This window comes from Bacillus aerolatus (genome assembly GCF_009183655.1).
Lineage (GTDB): Bacteria > Bacillota > Bacilli > Bacillales > Domibacillaceae > Pseudobacillus > Pseudobacillus aerolatus.
Window position 1 is genome coordinate 268,335 of sequence record NZ_WEIO01000003.1, and the last position, 22,815, is coordinate 291,149.

Genomic DNA, 22,815 nt, shown 5'->3' on the forward strand with positions numbered 1-22,815 from the left:
AACATCTCGGCAACCTGTTCCACACAAGACGCTGCCTCTAGCGGAAGAGACTACACTCTGAAAGATAAGAAGGCGGCTTTTTACTTTATTGCTTTAAAGAACTGGGGGTCAGTCCCCCGCCGCTTTAAAGCGGCGAAGGACTGACTAAACAATAAATACTGATCGGAGAAAGGATGGATGGAAGTGACGAGTGTCGGGTTTTGGTTTGTTGGGTTTGCGCTTGCTTATACGTTGTTGTTGATTGGGATTGGGCGTTATACGGTTAAGAAGGCAAGCGGCGGGAGCGGCTATTTTGTGGGCGGCCGCAATTTTAATGCGTTTTTCGTCGCTGTGTGTATTACTGGTTTGTTTTCCGGCTCTTCTTTTATCGCCATTATCGAATTGTCTTATTTAACAGGGGTTTCAGCTGTCTGGTATGGAGTCGCAGAAACAGTTCAAGTGCTTTTAATCGCCATCTTATTTATTGGACCGTTCCGAAAAAAGTTAGTCGTTACTATTTCAGGGCTGATTGGCGACCGTTTTGGGAATAAAGCGAGAGCGCTCGGCGGAGCGATTACAGCTTTTGCTTTTCCGATGTGGTCAGTTGCGACAGCTTTAGCCTTTGCATCCGCGCTGCATGTGTTTACAGGGGTTTCTTTACTTACCGCCGTCATTATTACGGCCGTTCTGCTCTTTGCCTATTTGCAGTTTGGCGGCATGTGGGCTATCGGCTACACGCAAATGTTTAATACGATTATGTTTTACGTCATGCTTACGATCGGGTTTGTAGCTGTATTTATTAATCCGGGATTGGACGGCTTAAGGCAGTTTGCTGAAGCAAGGCCTGAAATGTTTTCTTATTCAAGCGTGGGCATTCAAACAATCGTTGCCTGGTTCGGTACGTTTCTCGTAAATATCGTGTTAGCGCAAGCAGCCTTTCAAATGGCGCTGTCTTGTAAAACAGTCGAAGAAGGAAAAAAAGGGCTTCTATGGGGAGCCATTCTCGGCGTTCCGTTAATTGTCGGAGCGGTGATTTTCGGTCTTTCCGCCGCGATCGTTGTGCCGGATGAAAAAGTCGGCTTGATTGCGATTCCTTATTATTTACTGGAGGTTTTGCCCGCCCCGCTCGTGGCGCTGTTTTTCCTCGGATTCTGGGCTTGTGCGTTAAGCTGGGGAGCGCCGTGCCAGTTCTCAGGAGCGACGAGCCTCGGAAAAGACGTGGGAGAAGCCCTTTTTCCTGGACGCAGTGAAAACACATACGTCCGCTATACGAAGTGGGCTCTAGCTATTTTAACAGTTGAAATGATTATTCTCGCTACGTTAAGGGCGGAACAGTCGGCCTGGTGGAATGTTCTTGCCTGGGTGACGAGAAATTCAGCGACGTTTGCTCCGGCTGTGGCAGCCCTTTTTTGGCCGTTAGCCACGTCAAGAGCTGTCATCTCATCCATGGTCGTCGGTACAACAACCGGTCTGCTCTGGTATCATCTCGGCAACTGGGAAATTTCTCAATTCTTCCTGCAGACTCACCCGGTATGGCCCGGAATGATTGCCAACATGTTCACTTTAGTCATTATGACTCTCGCTGAACAAACGGGACGATTGAAAATCTATGCATCCCGCACGCAAACCCGAACGGGACTATATTTATTCGTCACTGCTGCAGTAACAGCTGTCTTAACGGCTTTAAACTTTCCGGCACTTTATGCGAAAGGCCTAGTAGGTCTTGCTTTATTTATCGTCACCCTCTCCTTATTTTTCTGCACGATGCTGTTTATAAAAAAGGGAGAAAAAAATACTCAAGAGCTGCCGTTGAAGGCTTCTTCGCATTAACATTGGCTAAAAAGCAACAATCCCCGTTCAGCTTCTTCACTGAACGGGGATTGTTTTAAGTCTTGGTAGCTTTTTAACACTCATTATATGATTCACAGACGCTCTAACCTATCCATGAATCCACACTGGTCGTCCAAATGCTCTTTCGCTGCTTCAATTTCTTCTTGTCACTTACTGGACACTGTCCGGTTATACTGTTTTTTCCGTTGATACGTAGACAGCACGACGCCCCCCACAATAAACAGCGCTCCCAATAACTCTACCCCTGTAATCGGTTTGTATAGCAATACCAATCCCATAATCATTGCTACAAAAGGCTCTAAATTAGATAAAATAGATGCCTTGGAAGCATCAACATGTCGAATATTATTATTCCAAATAAGTGTAGCAATACCATGTACAACAACGGCAGTGCCGATCAGAAAAGCCCAGTCAGGAATTTCAAAGCTTATTCGTAAAGGAGTGTCCAGTAAAAAAGCAAACGGGATCGACACGATAAAGCCTACTACATTTGAATATAAAGTAATCGTCAGCGGATCTATTCTTTGAGAGAGCACTCTCGTCATAATGATCATTATTGCGAATGTGACCATCGTTACAACAATCCATATAAGACCTTTGTCAATCTGTAAAGATGATAAATTGCCTTTCGTGACAACGAAATAAATACCTATGATCGCAACAAAAGACCCCGCCAGCATGCGAATGGTTAATTTTTCTTTCAAAAAAATGGCTGCTAAAAATCCCGTTAAAATAGGAGTCGTTGCTAAAATTAACGCAGATGTTGTTGGATCAGCTGTTTGCAACCCTACAAAAAAAGACCATTGATTGATAAATACACCAATAACCCCCAGAGAAAAAACCGCGAGAAAATCGGCTTTTTTTACCCGTTTTAAATGTTTTTTGTAAGCGGATAACCCTGCCAAAAGTAATACAATAAAAAAAAGTCTCAGCATTGTTAATAGAGCTGGGGAGAAATCTTGAACTAACATCTTTCCAAATACAAAATTGCTTCCCCATACTACTACACAAAAAGTTAGCCACATATAAGCTTTTAACATAGATATCACCTTTCCTCTATCAAAAAAACCAACTGTTTTATTTTAAACTCAGCAGTGTGTTCCGTATACACTTTTGTTTGGTTATATCTATCCCATTAAATGATGTACTTTAAGCTGTAAATAAAACTGCTGGACGGGGAGTTTATTTATGCCGCCTTTTCCAAACTTGATAACAGGCAAAAAGAAAAAGGATGGATAGAAGAATACCCACTTGCCATTCTATTGTTAATTTAAGCACATGATTGACTGAATAAGCTTCTATGAACAGCGAAGGAATTTTCCCTAACGTGCTGGCTATAGTAAAGGATAACAAGTTCATTTTACTGAAAGCTGCTGTCAGTGTTACGGCACCTGATGGGACAAAAGGAAGAATTCTTAACGACAACACAAGAAAAACTGCTTCTACACCTCTTGTGTTTTTTAACTTTTTTAACAGCTTGTTTTCTGTCTGAACGTAAGGAGCCAGCTTATGAAGTCCTTTGCGATAAAGAATAAAACTAACAACAGCCCCGGCAGCTTCTCCTATGATAGATACGATTAACCCGGTAGAAAACCCAAAAAAAGTTATATTGGCTGCCGTTAGAAAGGCGCTTGGAATGACCCCCGAAATCGCTATAATGATATTCAGGATGATGCTTATTAAAAAGACGAGACCTGGATGTGCAGGCAGCCACTGCAGTAGATGATTTTCCACTTTATCATTCCTTTCTGGACTGTTTTTAGTACTATTACTGCAACTAATACTAACCTCCCGCAGCGTTGTTTGTGAAAGCTTATGTTAAAATCAATTTATACATAAATAAAGGGGGCTGGCTACGAATGAAAAAAGAGATCATTGACCGGTTTACTTCTTACGTAAAAATTGACACACAATCGGATGAAAACAGCGAAACGACTCCTTCCACATCTGGACAATGGACGCTGCTGCGCATGCTGGAAGAAGAACTGAACAATATTGGAATGCGAGAAGTGACACTAGATGAAAATGGCTACTTAATGGCGACACTGCCGGCCAATACGGAAAAAGACGTGCCAGTGATCGGCTTTTTAGCGCATGTCGATACAGCGACAGACTTTACTGGAACAAATGTGAAACCGCAAGTAGTGGAAAGCTACGACGGCAAGGATATCGTGTTGAATAGAGCATTATCGGTCGTTTTGTCACCAAATGACTTTCCAGAGCTCATAAAATATAAAGGCCATACACTCGTCACAACAGACGGCACAACATTGCTCGGTGCGGATAATAAAGCAGGCATAACAGAAATTATGACCGCAATGGCTTATTTAATTCAAAACCCGGAAATCAAGCACGGAAAAATCCGCGTCGCTTTCACACCTGATGAGGAAATCGGCAGAGGACCGCATAAGTTTGATGTCGATGCTTTCAACGCTAAATTCGCTTACACAATAGACGGCGGTCCGCTCGGTGAATTGCAGTATGAAAGCTTTAACGCAGCCGGCGCTAAAGTAACGGTCAAAGGTAAAAATGTTCACCCTGGTACAGCTAAAGGGAAAATGATCAACTCCGCCAAAATTGCGATGGAGCTGAATGGGAAACTGCCGGCCGATGAAGCACCCGAGTCAACGGAAGGCTACGAAGGTTTTTATCATCTTCTTTCGATCAGCGGCGATGTGGAAAAAACGGAAATGCACTACATTATTCGCGACCATGATAAAGAAAAGTTCCAGAAACGCAAAGATTTGTTTTCCGCCATTGTTAAAGACTTACAAGAGAAATACGGCGAAGAACGAATTACCCTTGAAATGAATGATCAATATTACAACATGCGAGAAAAAATTGAACCAGTAAAAGAAGTCGTCGATATTGCTTATGAAGCGATGAAGAATCTGGGGATTGAGCCAATCGTTGAACCGATACGCGGCGGAACGGACGGCTCACAGCTGTCGTACATGGGGCTGCCGACACCAAATATCTTTACCGGCGGCGAGAACTTTCACGGCCGCTTTGAATATGTATCCGTCGACAATATGGAAAAAGCAGTGAACGTCATTGTGGAAATCACTAAATTATTTGAAGAAAAAGCTTAAACGCACAAACCAAAGCCAGCCCGGCTCTAAACTGGGCTGGCTTTTCCTGTAAAAATTAGATTTGTCGCGACCAGTGACGGTGTTCGGCCATAGCTGAAACAAATGATTCACTGAAAGCATTCACTTCTTCCGCATCGCGGGCGATTACGATACCAGGATCAGATCCCGCTTGAATGCCCGCTGTCACAAGCAGTTCTGCTCCTTCCGCTGCTGCGCCAATTGTTTTAAAATGCTTAAAGGCTTCTTTCACGAATTCAGTAGCCTTTTGGTTATTTTTCAGCTGATCGCCGTTTGTTTGACCGCCAGCTACGTATACAGCATCAAATAAAACCGGGTGGCTCGTCAAGAAAGAATGAACGGCTTCTTGCTGCTGCCCGTCCGCGCTTGTAATCATGCCGACGTTTTGGCTGACGATTTCTGAATGGATGCCCGCTTTTTTCAACGATTGCATGAGAGGATCAACCGTTAAGTTATCAAAGCCATCAACAGCAAGAATAGCTACTTTGCGCGTGGCTGTGCTTTTTATTTTGCTCTGCTCCTGGCTTAAAGCTGGGGAAGAAAGAGTGACGGTTGAAGCTTCCACGTCCGTTGGCGCCTCTGCCCCGACACCTGCAGCAATGGCAGCAGCCAGTTCCCCATCCACATTGGCGAAGACATTAACTACTTGTTGTCTTACTCCTTTATTTTTCACCTTTCCTACTTCAAAGCGAAAAGCATCGATTATATGCTGACGCTCTACTTCGGTCATGCTGTTCCAGAACAACTTAGCTTGTGAATAGTGATCTTTAAAGCTGTCGCTGCGCTGGCGCACTTTCCGGCCTTCCACTTTTTCCTGGTAATGAGCGTAGCCGCCTTCCGCTTCAGTTGCTGGCTGTGGGTCATTTCCTTGCAGAGAGTTCTTATGGTAACTCGTCTGCCCCTTGTCGATGTTCATCTGATGATAACCGTCGCGCTGATTGTTGTGAACCGGTGCAATAGAGCGGTTAATTGGGATTTGATGAAAGTTCGGACCACCTAAACGAATGAGCTGTGTATCCGTGTAAGAAAACAAACGGCCTTGTAGAAGCGGGTCATTGGAAAAATCAATGCCCGGTACGACATGGCCCGGATGGAACGCTACTTGCTCCGTTTCGGCAAACACATTGTCTTGATTGCGGTCCAATGTCATTTTGCCGATTATTTTTACCGGAACGATTTCCTCCGGCCACAGCTTTGTCGGATCTAAAATATCAAAATCAAAGTTAAATTCGTCTTCTTCCTCGATCATCTGCACACCAAGTTCAAATTCCGGGTAATCGCCCATCTCAATCGCTTCCCACAAGTCACGGCGGTGGAAATCCGGATCCTTGCCGGCGATTTTTTGCGCTTCATCCCAAACGAGCGAATGAATGCCAAGCACCGGTTTCCAATGAAATTTCACAAAACGGGCTTTCCCTAATTCATTAACAAAACGGAATGTATGCACGCCAAACCCTTCCATCATCCGAAAGCTGCGTGGAATTGCGCGGTCGGACATCAGCCACATAATCGTGTGTGCAGATTCTGTATTATTGGCGACAAAATCCCAGAATGTATCATGGGCTGTCGCAGCTTGTGGCATCTCATTGTGCGGCTCCGGCTTAAAGGAATGGACAAGATCCGGAAATTTAATCGCATCCTGAATAAAAAAGACTGGCATATTATTGCCGACAAGGTCATAATTACCTTCCTCTGTATAAAACTTAGTGGCAAACCCTCTCACATCGCGAACTGTTTCTGCTGAACCACGTGAACCAGCCACCGTAGAAAAGCGGACAAAAACAGGAGTCTTCACTGAAGGATCCTGCAGAAACTTCGCTTTCGTGAACTCAGCCATCGGCTCGTATACTTGGAAAAAACCGTGCGCACCAAACCCTCGTGCATGAACGACCCGCTCTGGAATCCGCTCATGATCAAAGTGCGTCATTTTCTCACGGAAATGAAAATCCTCCATTAACGTAGGGCCCCGGTCGCCCGCTTTCAAGGAATGTTCATCATCTGATACGCGCAGCCCCTGATTCGTCGTCATTTTTTCGCCTTTGTTGTCTACGCGAAACTGTTCCAGCTGCTCATCTTTTTTATTGTCATACATGCCTTCATTGTTCTGATTTTTTTTCACTCAATTTCCCCTCCTGATTTTTTTAATAAACATTCAAGGTGTTCAAGTAAAATCATGATGTTTAGCCCCAATTATGTATCACTGCAAATGAAGATGTTATCCAATGTACGATATACCCTTCGGTCAGAACGATTAAACGACAATTTTTTCACCACCTAAGAAAACCCCTGCTTTCAGCCGCACGCACGGCTAAAAGCAGGGGTTTATCATTTTTATAGGCTATTTTCGTAAACTTTGTTGCTATTAGAAAAGGGTTGGTTGATTTCCGCTCCAGGATGATCGCTTTCCGCGGGGCGGGCGGTGAGCCTCCTCGTCGCTTTGCTCCTGCGGGATCTCACTTGTCCCGCTAATCCCGCAGGAGTCTCACACCTTCCGCTCCAATCAACCCTTTTGCTGCACTTTTTGTCATAAGAATATACTACAAAAACAACAATCTTTTAGAAAACAGCCTTTTTATAAAAGCAAGAAACGAGTCTGTCAACTCCCTGTTGGCTCTATACCTTTGTCACTCCCCTTATCAATATCTTGAGATACGGGACTCGCCTGGCGAAGGTTAATCCATTTTACTGAAATGGCGCTGACGACGCCGGCAAAAACAACGTAGAGAGTTAACATAAGCGGATTGCCATTATTATAATTTAACAAGGTTGTCGCAATAATCGGCGTCAGCCCGCCAGCAAATATTCCGGAAAACTGGTAAACAAACGACATGCCGGTATATCTTACTCTGGCGTCAAATAATTCCGCGAACAAAGCGGCTTCCGGTCCGTATACGGCTGCGTAAAAAATACCAAACGGAATGATAATGGATAGCCAGATCATAGTGACATTGCCTCCGCTTTGGGACATGATCCAGAATGCCGGCAGCGCGGAAAAGCCGGTGACGAGGCTGCCGATCCAATACGTACGGGTTCTTCCAATACGGTCAGAGACATGTCCGAAAAAAGGGATAAAGAAACACATAACGAGAGCGGCGAGCGAAACACCAAGCAAAGCATCTGTCCGCGAAATTTGCAGCGTGCCTGTCAAATAAGTAATTGAGAATACACCCATGACATTGAAGAAGACGCCGTCAATGTATCGTGCCCCCATACCGGCCAGTACATTGCCAGTGTTATTGTGCCACATTTCCTTAATCGGCATCTTGGACTCTTCTTTCGAGCCTTTTACTTCCGCAAATTCCGGTGATTCCGATACGTTTAACCGAATCCACATACCTAAAAAGATTAAAGCAGCACTTAGACCAAAGGCAACTCTCCATCCCCAAGCCATAAATTGCGCGTCTGATAACGTAAAGGAAAGAATCCCGACTACTCCAGAAGCGAGCAGCAAGCCAATGGATAAACCGATTTGCGGGAAGCTGGCATAAAATCCTTTTCTCGAAGCCGGGGCATGTTCATATGCCATGAGCACTGCTCCGCCCCACTCGCCTCCTAATCCAATCCCTTGCATGATGCGCAGGAAAAGCAGACAAACAGGAGCCCAGATGCCGATTTGTTCATAAGTGGGGATAAATGCAATGAGCACGGTGCTGCCGCCCATAATAGACAATGTAAGAATGAGCATGCTTTTCCTGCCCACTTTATCCCCGAAATGTCCAAAAATAATGCCGCCAATCGGACGGGCAACAAAACCGACCGCAAACGTCACATAAGCTAATAAAGTAGATACAAAGGGGTCATCCGCTGGAAAGTACAAATGGTTAAATACAATACCTGCTACTACTCCGTACAGGAAAAAGTCATACCATTCAATTGTAGAACCTATCAAACTGGCGCCAACGACACGTTTCAGCATTTTTCCTTCTGCTTTACTCATTGTTCCCCCACCTTATATTTAGAATCGTTCCACCATTACTTCCCGGTTTTCCGCTAATTTCCTCCCAACGGAAAACGCTTACAATAAATGGACGTGAACTCCTTTCACACTAGTTAATTATTTAACAACGTTTACCGTTTGCTCATTCAATTCGGGACTCGTTGCTGCAAGTTTTTCAGCCAGCATATAATAAATGACCTCTATATCATGCTCGCTTGGGATTTTTCTGTTCGTTGCGATTCCGTTTCCTGAAAGGGCATCAGCGATGAGTACATGAGTCGATTCAATCAACTTCTGGGGTTGAATGTATTTATGTGCATCTTTCCAAATTCCGAAAGTATCATTGAAGTTTTCAATAATTTTAATAGAGTTTTTCGCCAATTCATCGATGCTTAACGATGGATCTTCCCCTAAAGCAACGGCTATTTCTGCATAACGTTCTTTACACGACTCCAGCCCAAACCTCATCACAAAAGGCAGCAGCAATGCGACACTCAAACCATGAGGAATGTGAAACTGGGCTCCAAGCGGTCTCCCGGCGGCGTGAGCCAAATTAGTGGACGCATTTGAAAAAGCAATACCCGCGTAGCAGCTAGCAAGAATCATTTCCTTACGAGATTCATTGTCTTTTCCATCTTCATATACTTTCGGCAATGCGCTTCCTATTTGATGGATCGCTTCAAGAGCAAACAAATCAGTCATCATGGATGCCCGGTTCGATACATAGCCTTCAATGGCGTGGGTTAGTGCATCAAGACCTGTATAAACGGTAAAATTAGGAGGAAGGCTAAGAGTCAGCTCCGGATCCAAAACGGCTGCATCCGGGATTAAATTAGGATGGCTCGGATTCATCTTCACATTCGTTTCAGGATCTGTAATCACCATAACTTTCGTCGCTTCTGACCCGGTTCCTGCAGTTGTCGGCACGGCAATCAGAGGCAGTCGTTTCAGCTGCAGACAGTGCGGAATCTCGTTCCATTCAATCGTTTTATTTTTCCCGAAAACAGCGACTGCTTTTGCCAGATCAATGGCGCTTCCCCCTCCAATTCCAATGACACAATCTCCTTGAAAGTCCTGCAGCTGCTTTACTGCTTCTTCTACATTTTTCGTTGTCGGTTCACCGGAATAGTTACTAAAAAATGAACTTGTGAAACCGCTTTTCAGTAAAATACTTGAGACTTTTTCATGTAAATTTACAGGGGAACTCGCTAAAAATGAATCCATAACGACAAATACTTTGGTCCCGCCCTTCGCTGCCACCAGCTCATCTAAACGGTTTAACGCTCCATTTTCAATAAAAATATGTCTTGGCAAATCAAGTACAGCCATGTTAATCTCTCCTTTTTATTGTTATTTGGCCAGTTATCCTCTATGTTTCCATTGTGTTTTTTCCTGAGGAAAAGGGCATCTTACTGTTACTTAATACAAGAAACGTGCCAACGACATAATATTGACAACAATCGGAATATTTGATAAATTCCCATATGAAGTGGTGTATTTTTGACACCAAAGTGGTAACGAAATGACTACACATAAAAGGAGATTACACTGTGGACCCTGCAATGGATGATCTACTCAAAAAAGTAAAGCATTTAGAAGAAACAAATGAACAAATGCGGACCATTATCAATTTTTCATCTGATGGCCTTTACGTGGTTGATCATCGGGGAATTACGCTGGAAATCAATAAAGCGTATGAAGAAATGACCGGTATTTCCCGTGATGAAGTAGTAGGAAAAAATATAAGGGATTTAGTCTTTGTGGAATACTTTGACCGTTCCGCCGCTTACATGGCGCTGAAATCGAAAAAGACGACGACCATTATGCAGAAAATAAAAAAGCGGAAATACTTCGTTGCGACCGCAACCCCGGTGTTCGATTCCGATAACAGCGAAAGCCGGGAAGTTAAAATGGTCGTCACTAGCGTTCGTGACCTGACTTACTTAAATCATTTACAAAACCAAATCCGGGAAGCGGAACAAAATAAGGAAAGTCAAACAGAGCACGCATCTACTCATCATGAAAACTCTCCTCTTGTATTTAACAGTTCCGAAATGAAAAGTTTAGTCGAACAAGCAAAAAGAATTGCTGCTTTTCCAACACCAGTTTTAATTACCGGCCCATCTGGAACTGGTAAAGAAGTGCTGGCCAACTTTGTTCACCAGTACAGCCCTCAAAAAGACCAGCCTTTCGTAAAAGTGAACTGCGCAGCTATTCCTCCCGAGTTATTCGAATCAGAATTGTTCGGCTTCAGCGGCGGCTCATTTACAGGTGCGAGAAAAGAAGGGAAGCCCGGTCTCTTTGAACAAGCTGATAAAGGTACAATCTTATTAGATGAAATCGGCGAGCTTCCTTTACCGATGCAAGTAAAGTTGCTGCGTGTCCTTCAAGACCAGGCAGTAACGCGGATTGGGGAAGTGAAGCCGAAGCGCCTTTCTTTTCGGCTCATTTGTTCCACTAACCAGGATTTAAGAGAGCTTGTCTATAACAAGAAGTTTCGAGAGGATTTATGGTATCGCATTAATGTCGTTCATCTGCCTATCCAGCCTTTGTCAAAACGGACAGCCGATATTCCTCCACTAATAGACTATTATTTGCAAAAGTTTTGCAGCAAATATTATTTAGATAAACACATTTCACCTGATACGTTAGCCATTTTAACGCATTATCCGTGGCCGGGGAATATTCGGGAGCTGAAAAATATAATAGAATTTCTCGTTGTTTCCACCCCTTCTGATTCCATTTCTCCACGCGATCTGCCCGACCATATGAAGGATAATGGCAGATTTGAATTTTTATCTCTTGATGAAAATAGAGAAGGCGACGGTTCCATTATGTCAGAACAGCTCAACTTAAAAGAAACGATGGCTTTATTCGAATCTCAAAAAATTTTAAGCGCCCTCCATTCTTCCAAAAGTATACGCTCAGCCGCCAAACTCCTAGGAATTGACCATGCAAACTTAATCCGCAGAATGAAGCGGCTCGGCATTACGTACCAGCCTAAAGACAGCTAATCTCTTACTTTAGGCTGTCAATTAGCAAATAAATTCCTGTAAATATTAAAAGGCCATATAAAAAGATACGAAATATGCGCTGGTTAATTCGTGTGAACAACCATTGGCCAAGCAACAGTCCGGCTAGAACAATTGGCAAAGCAGCGGCACTTGAAAGCCAAATAGCTTTTGTTGTGCCGGCAAACAAGACCTGAACGAGCAAACTCGTGGAATAAATGAATAAATAAAAAGCAAGAGTGGTCGCCCGCAGCTTTTCTTTACCAGTATGTATGCTCGAGAAATATAGCAATATCGGGGGGCCGGGCATGCCAATGCTCGTTGTAAGTGTGCCGGACAAGACGCCTGCAGTAAAGTCTCTCGCTTTCGTTTGGCGGATTTGAAATTTAAAGATTAGCAAAAGTGTTAAAACTAACACGATCACACTAATACCAAGCTTTAACTTATTCATATCCGCTAGTAGAAAAATAATCATTCCCACGGGCAGTCCGGCCGCACTGCCGACGATAAATCTTTTTACGAGACTCATATCTGTATCCTTCTTTATTTTACGAATGAGCACACAAGAAATAACGAGTGACAGAATCAAATTAATTTGAATCGCTTCCTTCGGCTCAAATAGCAAAAGCAAAAAAGGCGTCGCCATGATCGAAAAACCAAAGCCTGTACTCGTCTGCAGTATAGAAGCGAATAAAATGATCACAGCGAACGGGATAAACGATTCCACTTTACCACCTCCAAATTATTATAATTGTCAGTTTATTATCGATTTTAGCATAGTCGCAACAGAGTACAATGACGTTGGAGGAAAGGACAAACAAAAAAAGAGCCCGGTTCCTCCACTTTCATATACAGTATTAATCATTGATAAAATACTGTATATGGGCTTATGAAAGAGGAACAAGGCACTTATGAACAGCCTCTAGTAAATTAACCGCCAATGTAAGACATTTCTATTTTTTTTCGTTCCTTCCGGTTCGTTTGCAACAGCCGTTCATCGGAATAACGATCATGACGCCCGTACCAGATTCTCTTTATTTCATCTGTTATTTCTTGATCCTTTGCTCTTGAGCGGATCAGCTTGCGCAAATCATGCCCTTTCGTGGCGAACAGACAAGTGTACAGCTGGCCATTTGCCGATAACCGTGCTCTCGTACAGGAAGAACAAAATGAATCCGAGACAGAAGAAATGACCCCGATTTCCTCATCGGTTCCTTTGTACTTGTAGCGGGAAGCCACTTCACCAAAATAATTTGCTTCAACAGGCTCAAGCGGCATTTGTTCGTTAATTAACTGAACGATTTCCTTTTTCGAAACGACTTTTTCCAAATTCCAGTCATTGAAGTTGCCGACATCCATAAATTCGATGAAACGCAAAATATGAGGCGTCCCCCGGAAGTAACGAGCCATTGGCACGATATCATGGTCGTTTATTCCTTTTTGCACAACCATATTTACTTTTACTTGGATACCTGCGGAAGCGGCAGATTCAATCCCTTCCAGCACGTCACTGACCTTATAAGCACGGCTGTTTAACTGATTAAAAATTTGGTCATCTAATGTGTCGAGACTGACATTGATCCGCTTTAAGCGCGCTTCTTTTAAAGAATAAATATGTTTTTTCAGCAGCGACCCATTTGTAGTCAGGGCAATATCTTTAATTCCTTCAATCTTTCCAAGTGATGCAATCAGCTCCGGCAAGTCTTTTCTCATCAATGGTTCTCCGCCAGTAATGCGAAGTTTTTTGATACCAAACGGCACCATCAAGGAAACAACTTTGACAATCTCTTCAAAACTTAAGATGTCTTTCTTAGGCAAAAAAGCGTAATCTTTCCCGAAAATTTCTTCCGGCATACAATATTGACATCTAAAGTTACAGCGGTCGGTCACTGAGATCCGCAGATCCTGAAGCGGACGCCCGAGCTGATCATTTAGCGGATCTTGTATCATCGTGATCACCCTTTCCTCGGTTTGAATTTTTCATTTTATTACCAGTCTAAGCCAGCAAAATGAAATGTCAATTAATAATTAGAAATATCTGATTTTTAAGAAAGCAGAAGTTGCTTGTTTATTTATTCTGTTCTATTATTAGGAAAATGTTTATTCAATACGATCATAAGGGGGAACCGTTCATGATGGACAGCCGCTACTCAAGGCAAATGCTCGTCTCATCAATCGGAAAACAAGGACAAAAAAAACTAAATGAAGCATCCGTACTCATTGTCGGCGGCGGTGCTCTCGGCAGCCATATGGCTGAAATGTGTGCGCGGATGGGTATCTCTCAAATTACGATTCTCGATCGTGACTATGTTGACTTGAGCAACTTACAAAGACAAACGTTGTTCACTGAAGAAGATGTATTGAATAAAGAAGCAAAAGCTTTCGCCCTGGAAAAGCATTTAAAAAAGATCAACTCTTCCATTAAAATTGAAGGTATGGTTGCTGATGTAAATAAACAAATTTTGGAACAATATATACATAACATAGATATTGTCCTTGATTGCACAGATAATTTTGATACGAGATTTTTAATCAATGAAGTGTGCATTCTTCATAACAAGAAATGGATCTTTGCTTCTTGTGCCGGAACTTATGGAAACGTTGTACCTATTTCTCCTGGAAAAAGCGCTTGTTTGGACTGCTTATTAGCCAATACGCCATTTTTCAACGGAGCCAGCTGTGATTTAATCGGTGTGCAAACAACTCTCATCCCTTTCATTACAAGCATTCAATCTTCCATTATGGTAAAAATGCTCATTCAGCAAGAAGAGTTCGATGATTACTACTTTTATCAAATGGATTCTTGGAAGTTGCAAATGAATAAATTTGCCGTACGCCGCAATAAAGAATGCAAATCGTGTGTCTGTAAAGAGTTCGAGCATTTAAATAAAGCTTATACAGATGAAGCAACTCAATTGTGCGGTCGTGATACTGTCCAATTCCGTACCTCTCTCCATGAGGAAGCGCACTTTCAACAGCTTGTTAACTACTTAGATGAACATGCGATCAGTTATAAAAGAAATAAATTTATCGTCTCTTTCAGCTATAAAGATCATCCAATCGTCTTATTTAAAGACGGGCGGCTGCTTATTCATGAAGTGCCGGATGTAAAACGAGCAAAAAAATTATATTACCAATTGTTTAACTAGCTACCTTCTCTAAAACTATCTAAATATAATATTTTATAAACGAGGTGCAATAATTTGAGTCTGATTGTCAATGAAAGTAGAAAGGCATCCGTTGGAATTATTACTATTAGCGACACGAGAACGGATGAAACAGATAAAAGTGGCCGCACTATTGAGAAACTGATGCAAGAGCATAACCATACCGTTCTCCAAAAAGTGATCGTTAAAGATGAGCCAGAGGCGATAAAAACGGCGATCTTTTCCTTTATACAAAGTTCAGCAGAGTTTATTATTACGAACGGTGGAACAGGTATTTCAAGCCGGGATTTTACTTACGAAACCGTTGCCCCATTATTTGATAAAGAAATGATCGGCTTTGGTGAATTGTTTCGTTATTTGAGCTACAAACAAGTCGGCACCCGCTCCATCTTATCGAGAGCCACTGCCGGAACGATCGGCAGCACGACGGTTTTCGTACTGCCGGGTTCTACGAAAGCGGTTGAACTCGCTTTAAATGAAATTATTTTAAAAGAAATCCCTCATCTTTTTCAGGAACAGCAAAAGCATTCGTGAAAAAATGAAGGATTCATTAACAACGTTGTGGTCATTTTCTGATGAAATGGCCACTTTTTCCGCCTTGCTTTTCGATAAGCATCGTTTGTGAAATGACCATCTCTTTATCTGCCGCTTTACACATGTCATAAACAGTAAGAGCAGCTACCGAGCAAGCAGTTAGTGCTTCCATTTCAACCCCTGTCTGCCCTTTCACCGCCACTTCTGCCTCAATCGTTAATGTATCCACACCATTATCGGAAAATGATAAATCAACTTTCGTAATCATCAATGGATGGCACATTGGAATCAGCTCATGCGTCTTTTTAGCTGCCATAATGCCTGCTACTTGAGCGACTGCCAGTACATCACCTTTTTTTACTTGCTGATTTAAAATTAAGCCGAGAGTTTCTGCTTTCATTTGAATGGTTGTCTGCGCTACTGCCACACGTTTCGTTTCACTTTTTTCTGTGACATCCACCATGTGTGCCCGGTTTTCTTCGTTAAAATGTGTTAACTTTTGTTCCATGTTCACCCTCCACTCACAGGAGGAATAACAGCGATTTCTTTCTCTGCCGCCAGCTGCTCCTCATCTGATTTAAACTCCATATCAACCGCTATCATGCAATAAGGAATATCATTGGAAACAGCCGGATAGCGCTGCTGAATTTCCTCTTTTAGCTGCTTGACCGTTTTTACATGAGATATATCAAGCGTGTCACTGTCAAATCCGAGTTTTTCTTCTAAAAAAGCAAAAAACTTAACGGTTACTGTCATCGCGAATCCCTCCCCACCTAACTTTATCTTCGTCAAATTCTTTTTTCCAGATCGGCACGCGCTTTTTCAATTCTTCAATGATGTAACGAGAGCCTTGATACGATTCATCCCGATGAGGAGTCGAGACACCGACGAACACAGCGATGTCGCTAATGTCAAGCATCCCCAACCGGTGGACGACAACGACATCCGCATTGTATTTCGCCTCGACTTCTTGAGCGAGCTTTTCCATTTCCTTTATAGCCATTTCTTCATAAGCATAATATTCAATCGCTGATGTTTTAATCGTTCCGGTGATGTCACGAATCGTGCCGACAAACATATTATTTCCTCCATGATGAGGATTTAATATTTTTTGAAAATGATAGTTCACATCAATGGGTGTATGTTGCAGCTTAATTTCAATCATTTCTTCACACCTTTCATCGTTTATTATAAAGGCTGTTTTTGCAAACTTTGTTGCTATTTACTAAGTAGTGCGGTGTGGTTGATTGCAGCGAGAGATGCTCGCTTTCCGCGGGGCGGGCGGTGAGCCTCCTCGGCGTAAACGCCTGTGGGGTCTCACCTGTCCCGCTGTTCCCGCACTTCCGCTCCAATCAACCTTTAACAGTTTTCGTTTTAAAAGCAACAACCTCTTAGAAAAGAGTCATTATAAAAACCATACATCGACATGCTCGTCTTGTTTTAGACGCTATGCAGCCGGAACTAAAAAAAGATGTTCAGCAGGAATATGTACATACCATTCTGAAGAGGTCTCTGCTTTTAACTTTTCCCATTCGTCATAAGGAACTTTTATTTCTAATTGATGTCCTTTACAAATGACTTGAACAGCCATGAAGGTGATTCCTTGAACCATACCTTTTATTTGGCATGGCAATGTATTCATTTTGCCTGTTGGATTTTTCTCGAGCTTTAAACGGTAGGAGTGAACACCCGCGATCATTTGTTGATTACCAAGCCGGATTGTTTCGGGAATGACAAGCTCCATTCCATTTTGTGATAGAAGTTGAAGTTTTCCTTCTGACTGTTTTGTCACGTGTACGGGAAGAAAATTTGTGCATCCTGCTATTTTGGCAACGGTTATATTGGCCGGATTGTTAACGACTTCTTCCTTTCCCCCGACTTGAACTACTTTTCCGTTTTCATACACTAGTATTCGATTACACAACTTATAAGCTTCTTCTAGATTATGGGTGATATAAAGAATGGCACCTTGATAGTTTTCATGAATCATATCAATTAAACCTTGCTCCAACTGGCTCTTTATATGAGGATCGAGCGCAGAGAAAGGTTCATCTAACAGCAATAATTCAGGTTTCGTTACTAACGTTCGGGCGAGTGCCACGCGTTGCTGCTGCCCGCCCGACAATTCATGAGGGAAGCGGTTTTCCAGTCCCGTTAACTTCACACGCTTAATCATTTCGTGCACTTGATCTTTGTAAGCAGGCAGGTGACGAATGCCGAATGATATATTTTTTTCGACGGTCAAGTGCGGAAAAAGGGCGTAGTTTTGAAAAACATAGCCAATCTTTCTTGATTGGGGTGATACGTTTACCTTGTTGTTTGAATCAAACAACGTGCGCTCATTTAAAATGATTTTTCCTGACGAAGGTGTTTGTAATCCGGCAATGCATTGAAGCGTCATACTTTTTCCACAACCAGATGGACCGATAATGCCAAATATTTCATTTCCAACAGAGAAAGAAGAAGTTAAATGAAATGAATGCAGCGATTTTTCAATTTGTACTTCAAGCAATTTTCTTCCTTCCTTTCCCCATCTTTTTCTCTAAACGGTTCAAGCTAAATAAACAAATAACCGCCACCCCCGTCATAATAAGTACAAGCACATTTGTTAATGGCTTGTCCCCAGCCTGCAGGGCGTCGTATATAGCGATTGGCATCGTTGTCGTGTAGTTAGGAATGCTTCCCGACACCATTAATGTCGTGCCAAAGTCCCCGAGTGCCCGGGCGAATGTTAAAATGACTCCTGACAATATTCCGCGCCATGCCAGCGGAATGAGCACAGTAAAGAAAATATTAACATTGGTTCTGCCAAGAAGCTTAGCGGCGTTAATAATATCCCCTTCTATTTCCGAAAAAGCAGAGCGGGCTGATTTAATTAAAAAAGGAGCGGCTGCGATAGAAGCGGCCATAACAGCACCTGCTGGCGTAAAGACGATCATAATATTAAACGTTTCTTCCAGATAAGCACCGATCGTGCTGCTGCGCCCAAATGCGACAAGCAAGTAATAGCCGAGCACTGTCGGAGGAAGTACGATCGGCAAGGTTAACAGTGTATCAATGGCGTCAGTCAATTTATTATTGGAGCGGCTTAAATAATAAGCAATGGGCAGGCCAGCTATAATTGCTATCACGGTTGCTGTGCCTGCCACTTTTAACGATAAAAATAATGGGAAGAGGTTAATACCGTGCGCCATCATCATCCACCTTCAGGAATGCTAAATCCATATTTCTTTAAAATTTCCGTTCCTTCCTTACTTGTTACATATTGGACAAATTCTTTTGCCAATTTTTCTTGATCCGTTCCTTTGATTACAGTGATTGCTTGGTTGATCGGACCGTGCAGCTGCTCATTGACCGGTGAGAAATTCACTTCATCGGTTACGATAGAATGGGCAATAATACCGGCTTCTGCATTTCCGGTGGCAACGATTGTCAACGTATCAGAAATGGATTTGCCATATACGAGCTTTTCTTCGATATTGTCCCACAAACCTGCAGATTCCAGTGCCTCCTTAGCAGCCATTCCATAAGGAGCATGCTCCGGGTTGGCGATCGCAATTTTTTTAACTTCCGGCTTCATTAAATCTTGCAGATTCGCCACTTCAAGTTGTTTCTCCTTTAATGCAGCAATGCCGATTTTTCCTCGCGAATAAATTTTTTGTGTCTCTGGGATCGTTTTCCCTTTTTCCTTTAATCCATCAACGAAACGAACATTGGCTGCAGCAAATACATCATAAGGGGCGCCATTCTCAATTTGCTGAACGAGCGTACCGGTAGATCCGAACGTTAATTCTACTTCGGTATCCATCTTTTCTTCAAACTCTTTTGCCATTTCAGTAAAAGCGAGCTGCAAATCAGAAGCAGCCGCAACTGTCAGCTTACCATTTGTCCCCTGGGCTTTTTCCTTTTCATTTGCAGAAGTACATGCATTTAAAAAAAGAAGAGATGCACAAATATATACAATTAGCATTCTATTTCTCATTCTGCTTCTCCCCTATTAATTACTTGTATTTATTACAAACTATCATATATTCAGTTTCTTCTGAAAACAAGGTGCTGTTTTAATTAAATAAGAGGGATGACATCATAATTATTGACTTCCTTCGGCTGTTTCCGAAAACAGAACATACAAAAAAACCATGAAGATGAGAAAACTCATTTCATGGTTTTTAAGCGGAGATCACTGCTTGTAATGCCTGCTTCTTCTTTAACTTGACCCCACAGCCGCAGAGATGGCTATGTTTTAATTGTTTAATTTCTTGGTGGCATCTCGTGCACGTTTGCAAATTGTTTCACCTCTTTTTGAAAAGACTGTGTTCGTAAACTTTGTTGCTATTAGAAAAGGGTTGGTTGATTTCCGCTCCAGGATGCTCGCTTTCCGCGGGGCGGGCGGTGAGCCCGCAGGAGCCTCGCACCTTCCGCTCCAATCAACCCTTTTTCTACACTTTTTGTCACAAGAATATACTACAAAAACAACAAGCTTTTAGAAAACAGTCTTTGGAAATAAAGATATGACAATAAAGAATGATTAAGAATTTTTACTTATTCGGGGCTTCATTGTATTCACAGTGTTTTCGATAGCTCTTCGCTCATTTAAGTGGTATCAGTTACCTGCTTGTCCTTCTATGTTACTTCTGCAAGTTTTCATACTTGCGCTCTGAAGCATAAGACAGAGCATCAACTAAGGAATAGAAGCATAACTCAATATTTTTTCCTTCTCTTACAAGACAAAAGTGATTATTTACCTTTTCAATTTTTCTTTGTTTCATATATACCTCTCCTTTGTTTAATTAATTCATTCATTTGATTTCCAATCGTGTGCTTTCTCATTCATTTGATAAGGCTAAGGGTGTCCTAAAAGCAAAGATTTTAGGACATCTCCCTTCTTAATTTTTATACTTCCTGCGGCACAGCAAGCCCCAGCCCTGCTGCTACACGTGCGCCGTATTCCGGATCCGCTTTATAAAAATGGCTGATTTGACGAAGTTTAATATCTTCCCTTTCAACCAGCTTCATCGCATGGACGATGTTGGCTACAAGGCGTGCTCGCTCTTCTTCACTCAGTAAGCGGTATAAGTCGCCCGCTTGTGTGTAGTGGTCATCATGATTGTAATTATGTGTGCCTGCCTGTCCCGTTACGTCAAATGGCGTGACATTTGTTTCTGGCGCTTCTTTTGGACCGCTGAAGCTGTTTGGCTCGTAGTAAACAGATTTGCCGCCATTGCCGTCAAAGCGCATTTGTCCGTCGCGCTGATAGTTATTCACTTCCACTTTCGGGCGGTTGATCGGCAAGTGATTATGATTCGCACCTACGCGGTAACGGGCAGCATCAGAGTAAGCAAACAGTCTTCCTTGAAGCATTTTGTCTGGTGACGCTTCAATACCCGGCACGAATGTTCCTGGAGAGAATGTTGCCTGCTCCACTTCCGCAAAATAATTTTCCGGGTTGCGGTTAAGCACCATCCGGCCGACTTCGATTAACGGATAATCTTTTTGCGACCATACTTTTGTTACATCAAACGGATCCCAACGATACGTATTCGCATCTTCAAGTGGCATAATCTGAACGTACAGTTTCCACGCAGGGAAATCGCCGTTTTCAATCGCATTAAACAAGTCTTCTGTATGATAATCCGGATGTTCACCTGCTAGTTTCGCTGCCAGGCCGACGTCCATGTTTTTAACGCCTTGCTCTGTTTTAAAGTGGTATTTTACCCACACGCCTTCGCCTTGCTCGTTCACCCATTTAAACGTATGGCTGCCAAATCCGTGCATATGGCGCAGAGAAGCCGGAATGCCGCGATCTGACATTAAGATTGTTACTTGGTGGAGCGATTCAGGTGATAAAGACCAGAAATCCCATACAGCTGTCGGGTTTTTCAAATGTGTTTGCGGATCGCGTTTTTGCGTATGAATGAAATCAGGGAATTTAATCGCATCGCGAATAAAGAAGACCGGTGTGTTATTACCGACAAGATCGTAGTTGCCTTCTTCTGTATAAAATTTAACGGCAAAGCCGCGCGGATCACGTACCGTATCTGCTGAACCGAGCTCCCCAGCTACTGTTGAAAAACGGATAAACATCGGTGTGCGTTTGCCGACTTCTGATAAAAAGTCCGCTTTTGTATATTGGGAAAGGTCGTTTGTTACCTCAAAATAACCGTGGGCGCCGGCACCTTTTGCGTGAACTACCCGCTCAGGCACGCGTTCGCGGTTAAAGTGAGCCAGCTTTTCTAGCAAATGTACATCTTGGATTAACGTCGGACCACGCTGGCCAGCCGTCTGTGAATGTTGATTATCTCCTACCGGGGCACCCCAGCTCGTTGTTAAGCGATTATGATTCGTCAAAATGATCACCTCGTAATTTGTTTTGCTGTTACTATTATAATAACACATATTAAATAAAAATCAATACTAAATTATAATCATTACAAATAGATATTGATTATCGTTTCAAATAACATTCGACAGTGATACTCGGCGAAAGCGGCAGCCGCGCGTCTTTACGCCAGAAGAACATGAAGAATTGAATATATGAACGCAAAAAGGCCGGCCGTATGCCGGTCTTTTGCGAGTGTTTTTATTAAAAGTGAGGGCGCGGTTTCCGTTCATAAAACAAACATGGACGTTCAGAAATTTGTGGTACCCGTGCAGAAAACTGTAGTATCCGCGTATAAATGTCAATAACCGGTGAAAATCCAAGTGCAGTATCTTGCCTATCTCTAGAACGCAGATGATAATTGCCATCATGGTAAAACACCTCAAATTCTTTTCCGTCTAAAACGCCATATTCACCTTGTCTAATCATCTTTAATGCTCCACTGTTTTACAGAGGCTTTCTCTCCTCCCACATATTTTCTATCTCAGCTTTTGGAATCCATTTCTTAAATAATCCGCGTTCCCATTCCAGCTCAGAAGGCGGGAACCCCACTTCTTTTGCTCTCGTGTAACTTCCCTCTCCTAAAAGTAATTGGTTATCGCTTATTTCCCAAATTGGGAAGGTATACCCCTTGTATTTGGCAAATTGATCAATGTAATATAAATCATCTAGTTCATCACGGGTAACTGTTTTTGAATGCACACCCCTGTTATTTAAAGTGAAATCTTCTGGAATAAGGAATTTGTCTCTCGTATATAACTCATACATGCGGTTATCCCGCTCTAAATATTCATATTCTCTTCCCCGATAAACGGCTCTTTTTCCTCTTCGCAACTTCATCACTCCT

At 42.7% G+C, this 22,815-nt stretch carries 22 protein-coding genes; 5 read left to right on the top strand and 17 right to left on the bottom strand.

What is annotated here, in order from left to right:
• The first annotated feature begins 177 nt into the window (after positions 1-177).
• On the top strand, positions 178-1,809 hold the full coding sequence (locus tag F9802_RS07350; protein ID WP_225435223.1) for a sodium:solute symporter family protein: 1,632 nt from the start codon (positions 178-180) through the stop codon (positions 1,807-1,809).
• Positions 1,810-1,976: 167 nt separating this feature from the next.
• On the opposite strand, the gene F9802_RS07355 is transcribed toward F9802_RS07350, so the two are convergent.
• Positions 1,977-2,870, bottom strand: coding sequence for a DMT family transporter (locus F9802_RS07355; RefSeq protein WP_152150517.1), 894 nt, complete (start codon positions 2,868-2,870; stop codon positions 1,977-1,979).
• 142 nt (positions 2,871-3,012) lie between these two features.
• A complete protein-coding gene (locus F9802_RS07360; protein WP_152150518.1) occupies positions 3,013-3,564 on the bottom strand; it encodes a TVP38/TMEM64 family protein in 552 nt (183 codons plus the stop codon).
• Between the two features lie 125 nt (positions 3,565-3,689).
• Here F9802_RS07360 and pepT point away from each other — a divergent pair, with 125 nt between their 5' ends.
• Complete coding sequence (gene pepT, locus F9802_RS07365; RefSeq protein WP_152150519.1) at positions 3,690-4,922, top strand: peptidase T; 1,233 nt, start codon at positions 3,690-3,692, stop codon at positions 4,920-4,922.
• A gap of 55 nt (positions 4,923-4,977) precedes the next feature.
• Here the strand turns inward: pepT and F9802_RS07370 are convergent, their stop codons facing one another.
• The 3 genes from F9802_RS07370 to F9802_RS07380 all read right to left on the bottom strand — a co-directional run bounded on the left by F9802_RS07370 (position 4,978) and on the right by F9802_RS07380 (position 10,206).
• Positions 4,978-7,032: a catalase gene (locus F9802_RS07370; protein WP_191991804.1), complete on the bottom strand. Its 2,055-nt coding sequence runs from the start codon at positions 7,030-7,032 to the stop codon at positions 4,978-4,980.
• 504 nt (positions 7,033-7,536) lie between these two features.
• A complete protein-coding gene (locus F9802_RS07375; protein ID WP_152150521.1) occupies positions 7,537-8,877 on the bottom strand; it encodes an MFS transporter in 1,341 nt (446 codons plus the stop codon).
• 117 nt (positions 8,878-8,994) lie between these two features.
• Positions 8,995-10,206, bottom strand: a complete 1,212-nt coding sequence (locus F9802_RS07380) for an iron-containing alcohol dehydrogenase (RefSeq protein WP_152150522.1) — start codon at positions 10,204-10,206, stop codon at positions 8,995-8,997.
• 221 nt (positions 10,207-10,427) lie between these two features.
• Here F9802_RS07380 and F9802_RS07385 point away from each other — a divergent pair, with 221 nt between their 5' ends.
• Positions 10,428-11,891: a sigma-54 interaction domain-containing protein gene (locus tag F9802_RS07385; protein ID WP_152150523.1), complete on the top strand. Its 1,464-nt coding sequence runs from the start codon at positions 10,428-10,430 to the stop codon at positions 11,889-11,891.
• A 4-nt stretch (positions 11,892-11,895) separates the two neighbouring features.
• Here the strand turns inward: F9802_RS07385 and F9802_RS07390 are convergent, their stop codons facing one another.
• Both F9802_RS07390 and moaA read right to left on the bottom strand, forming a co-directional pair.
• The gene (locus F9802_RS07390; protein ID WP_152150524.1) at positions 11,896-12,615 is read right to left on the bottom strand and encodes a sulfite exporter TauE/SafE family protein; all 720 of its coding nucleotides are present in this window, start codon (positions 12,613-12,615) and stop codon (positions 11,896-11,898) included.
• Between the two features lie 203 nt (positions 12,616-12,818).
• Positions 12,819-13,835, bottom strand: coding sequence for a GTP 3',8-cyclase MoaA (moaA, locus tag F9802_RS07395; protein ID WP_404799149.1), 1,017 nt, complete (start codon positions 13,833-13,835; stop codon positions 12,819-12,821).
• Positions 13,836-14,020: 185 nt separating this feature from the next.
• Between moaA and F9802_RS07400 the strand changes: the two genes are divergently transcribed.
• Together F9802_RS07400 and F9802_RS07405 are read left to right on the top strand one after the other, a co-directional pair.
• Positions 14,021-15,037: a ThiF family adenylyltransferase gene (locus tag F9802_RS07400; RefSeq protein WP_191991799.1), complete on the top strand. Its 1,017-nt coding sequence runs from the start codon at positions 14,021-14,023 to the stop codon at positions 15,035-15,037.
• A gap of 54 nt (positions 15,038-15,091) precedes the next feature.
• Positions 15,092-15,589 (top strand): MogA/MoaB family molybdenum cofactor biosynthesis protein, encoded by a 498-nt coding sequence (locus F9802_RS07405; RefSeq protein ID WP_152150527.1) that lies wholly within the window; start codon positions 15,092-15,094, stop codon positions 15,587-15,589.
• Positions 15,590-15,620: 31 nt separating this feature from the next.
• Here the strand turns inward: F9802_RS07405 and moaC are convergent, their stop codons facing one another.
• The 10 genes from moaC to F9802_RS07450 form a co-directional block, all read right to left on the bottom strand.
• Positions 15,621-16,097: a cyclic pyranopterin monophosphate synthase MoaC gene (gene moaC, locus F9802_RS07410; protein ID WP_152150528.1), complete on the bottom strand. Its 477-nt coding sequence runs from the start codon at positions 16,095-16,097 to the stop codon at positions 15,621-15,623.
• Between the two features lie 2 nt (positions 16,098-16,099).
• Positions 16,100-16,345 carry a molybdopterin converting factor subunit 1 gene (gene moaD / locus F9802_RS07415; protein WP_152150529.1) on the bottom strand — a complete coding sequence of 82 codons (246 nt, stop codon included), beginning with the start codon at positions 16,343-16,345 and terminating at the stop codon, positions 16,100-16,102.
• Positions 16,329-16,754 (bottom strand): molybdenum cofactor biosynthesis protein MoaE, encoded by a 426-nt coding sequence (locus tag F9802_RS07420; protein ID WP_152150530.1) that lies wholly within the window; start codon positions 16,752-16,754, stop codon positions 16,329-16,331. Before F9802_RS07420 ends, moaD begins: the two co-directional genes overlap by 17 nt.
• Before the next feature lie 282 nt (positions 16,755-17,036).
• On the bottom strand, positions 17,037-18,101 hold the full coding sequence (locus F9802_RS07425) for a sulfate/molybdate ABC transporter ATP-binding protein (protein ID WP_152150531.1): 1,065 nt from the start codon (positions 18,099-18,101) through the stop codon (positions 17,037-17,039).
• The gene (modB, locus tag F9802_RS07430) at positions 18,094-18,783 is read right to left on the bottom strand and encodes a molybdate ABC transporter permease subunit (RefSeq protein ID WP_152150532.1); all 690 of its coding nucleotides are present in this window, start codon (positions 18,781-18,783) and stop codon (positions 18,094-18,096) included. Before modB ends, F9802_RS07425 begins: the two co-directional genes overlap by 8 nt.
• Positions 18,784-18,785: 2 nt before the next feature.
• Positions 18,786-19,571: a molybdate ABC transporter substrate-binding protein gene (gene modA, locus F9802_RS07435; RefSeq protein ID WP_152150533.1), complete on the bottom strand. Its 786-nt coding sequence runs from the start codon at positions 19,569-19,571 to the stop codon at positions 18,786-18,788.
• Between the two features lie 646 nt (positions 19,572-20,217).
• Entirely contained in the window at positions 20,218-20,358 is a 141-nt protein-coding gene (locus F9802_RS19575; RefSeq protein WP_191991800.1) for a hypothetical protein, read from the bottom strand.
• Positions 20,359-20,482: 124 nt separating this feature from the next.
• The gene (gene katA / locus F9802_RS07440; protein WP_152150534.1) at positions 20,483-21,985 is read right to left on the bottom strand and encodes a catalase KatA; all 1,503 of its coding nucleotides are present in this window, start codon (positions 21,983-21,985) and stop codon (positions 20,483-20,485) included.
• A 187-nt stretch (positions 21,986-22,172) separates the two neighbouring features.
• Positions 22,173-22,397 (bottom strand): hypothetical protein, encoded by a 225-nt coding sequence (locus F9802_RS07445; protein WP_152150535.1) that lies wholly within the window; start codon positions 22,395-22,397, stop codon positions 22,173-22,175.
• Between the two features lie 18 nt (positions 22,398-22,415).
• Positions 22,416-22,811, bottom strand: a complete 396-nt coding sequence (locus F9802_RS07450; protein WP_152150536.1) for a hypothetical protein — start codon at positions 22,809-22,811, stop codon at positions 22,416-22,418.
• Positions 22,812-22,815: the final 4 nt, after the last annotated feature.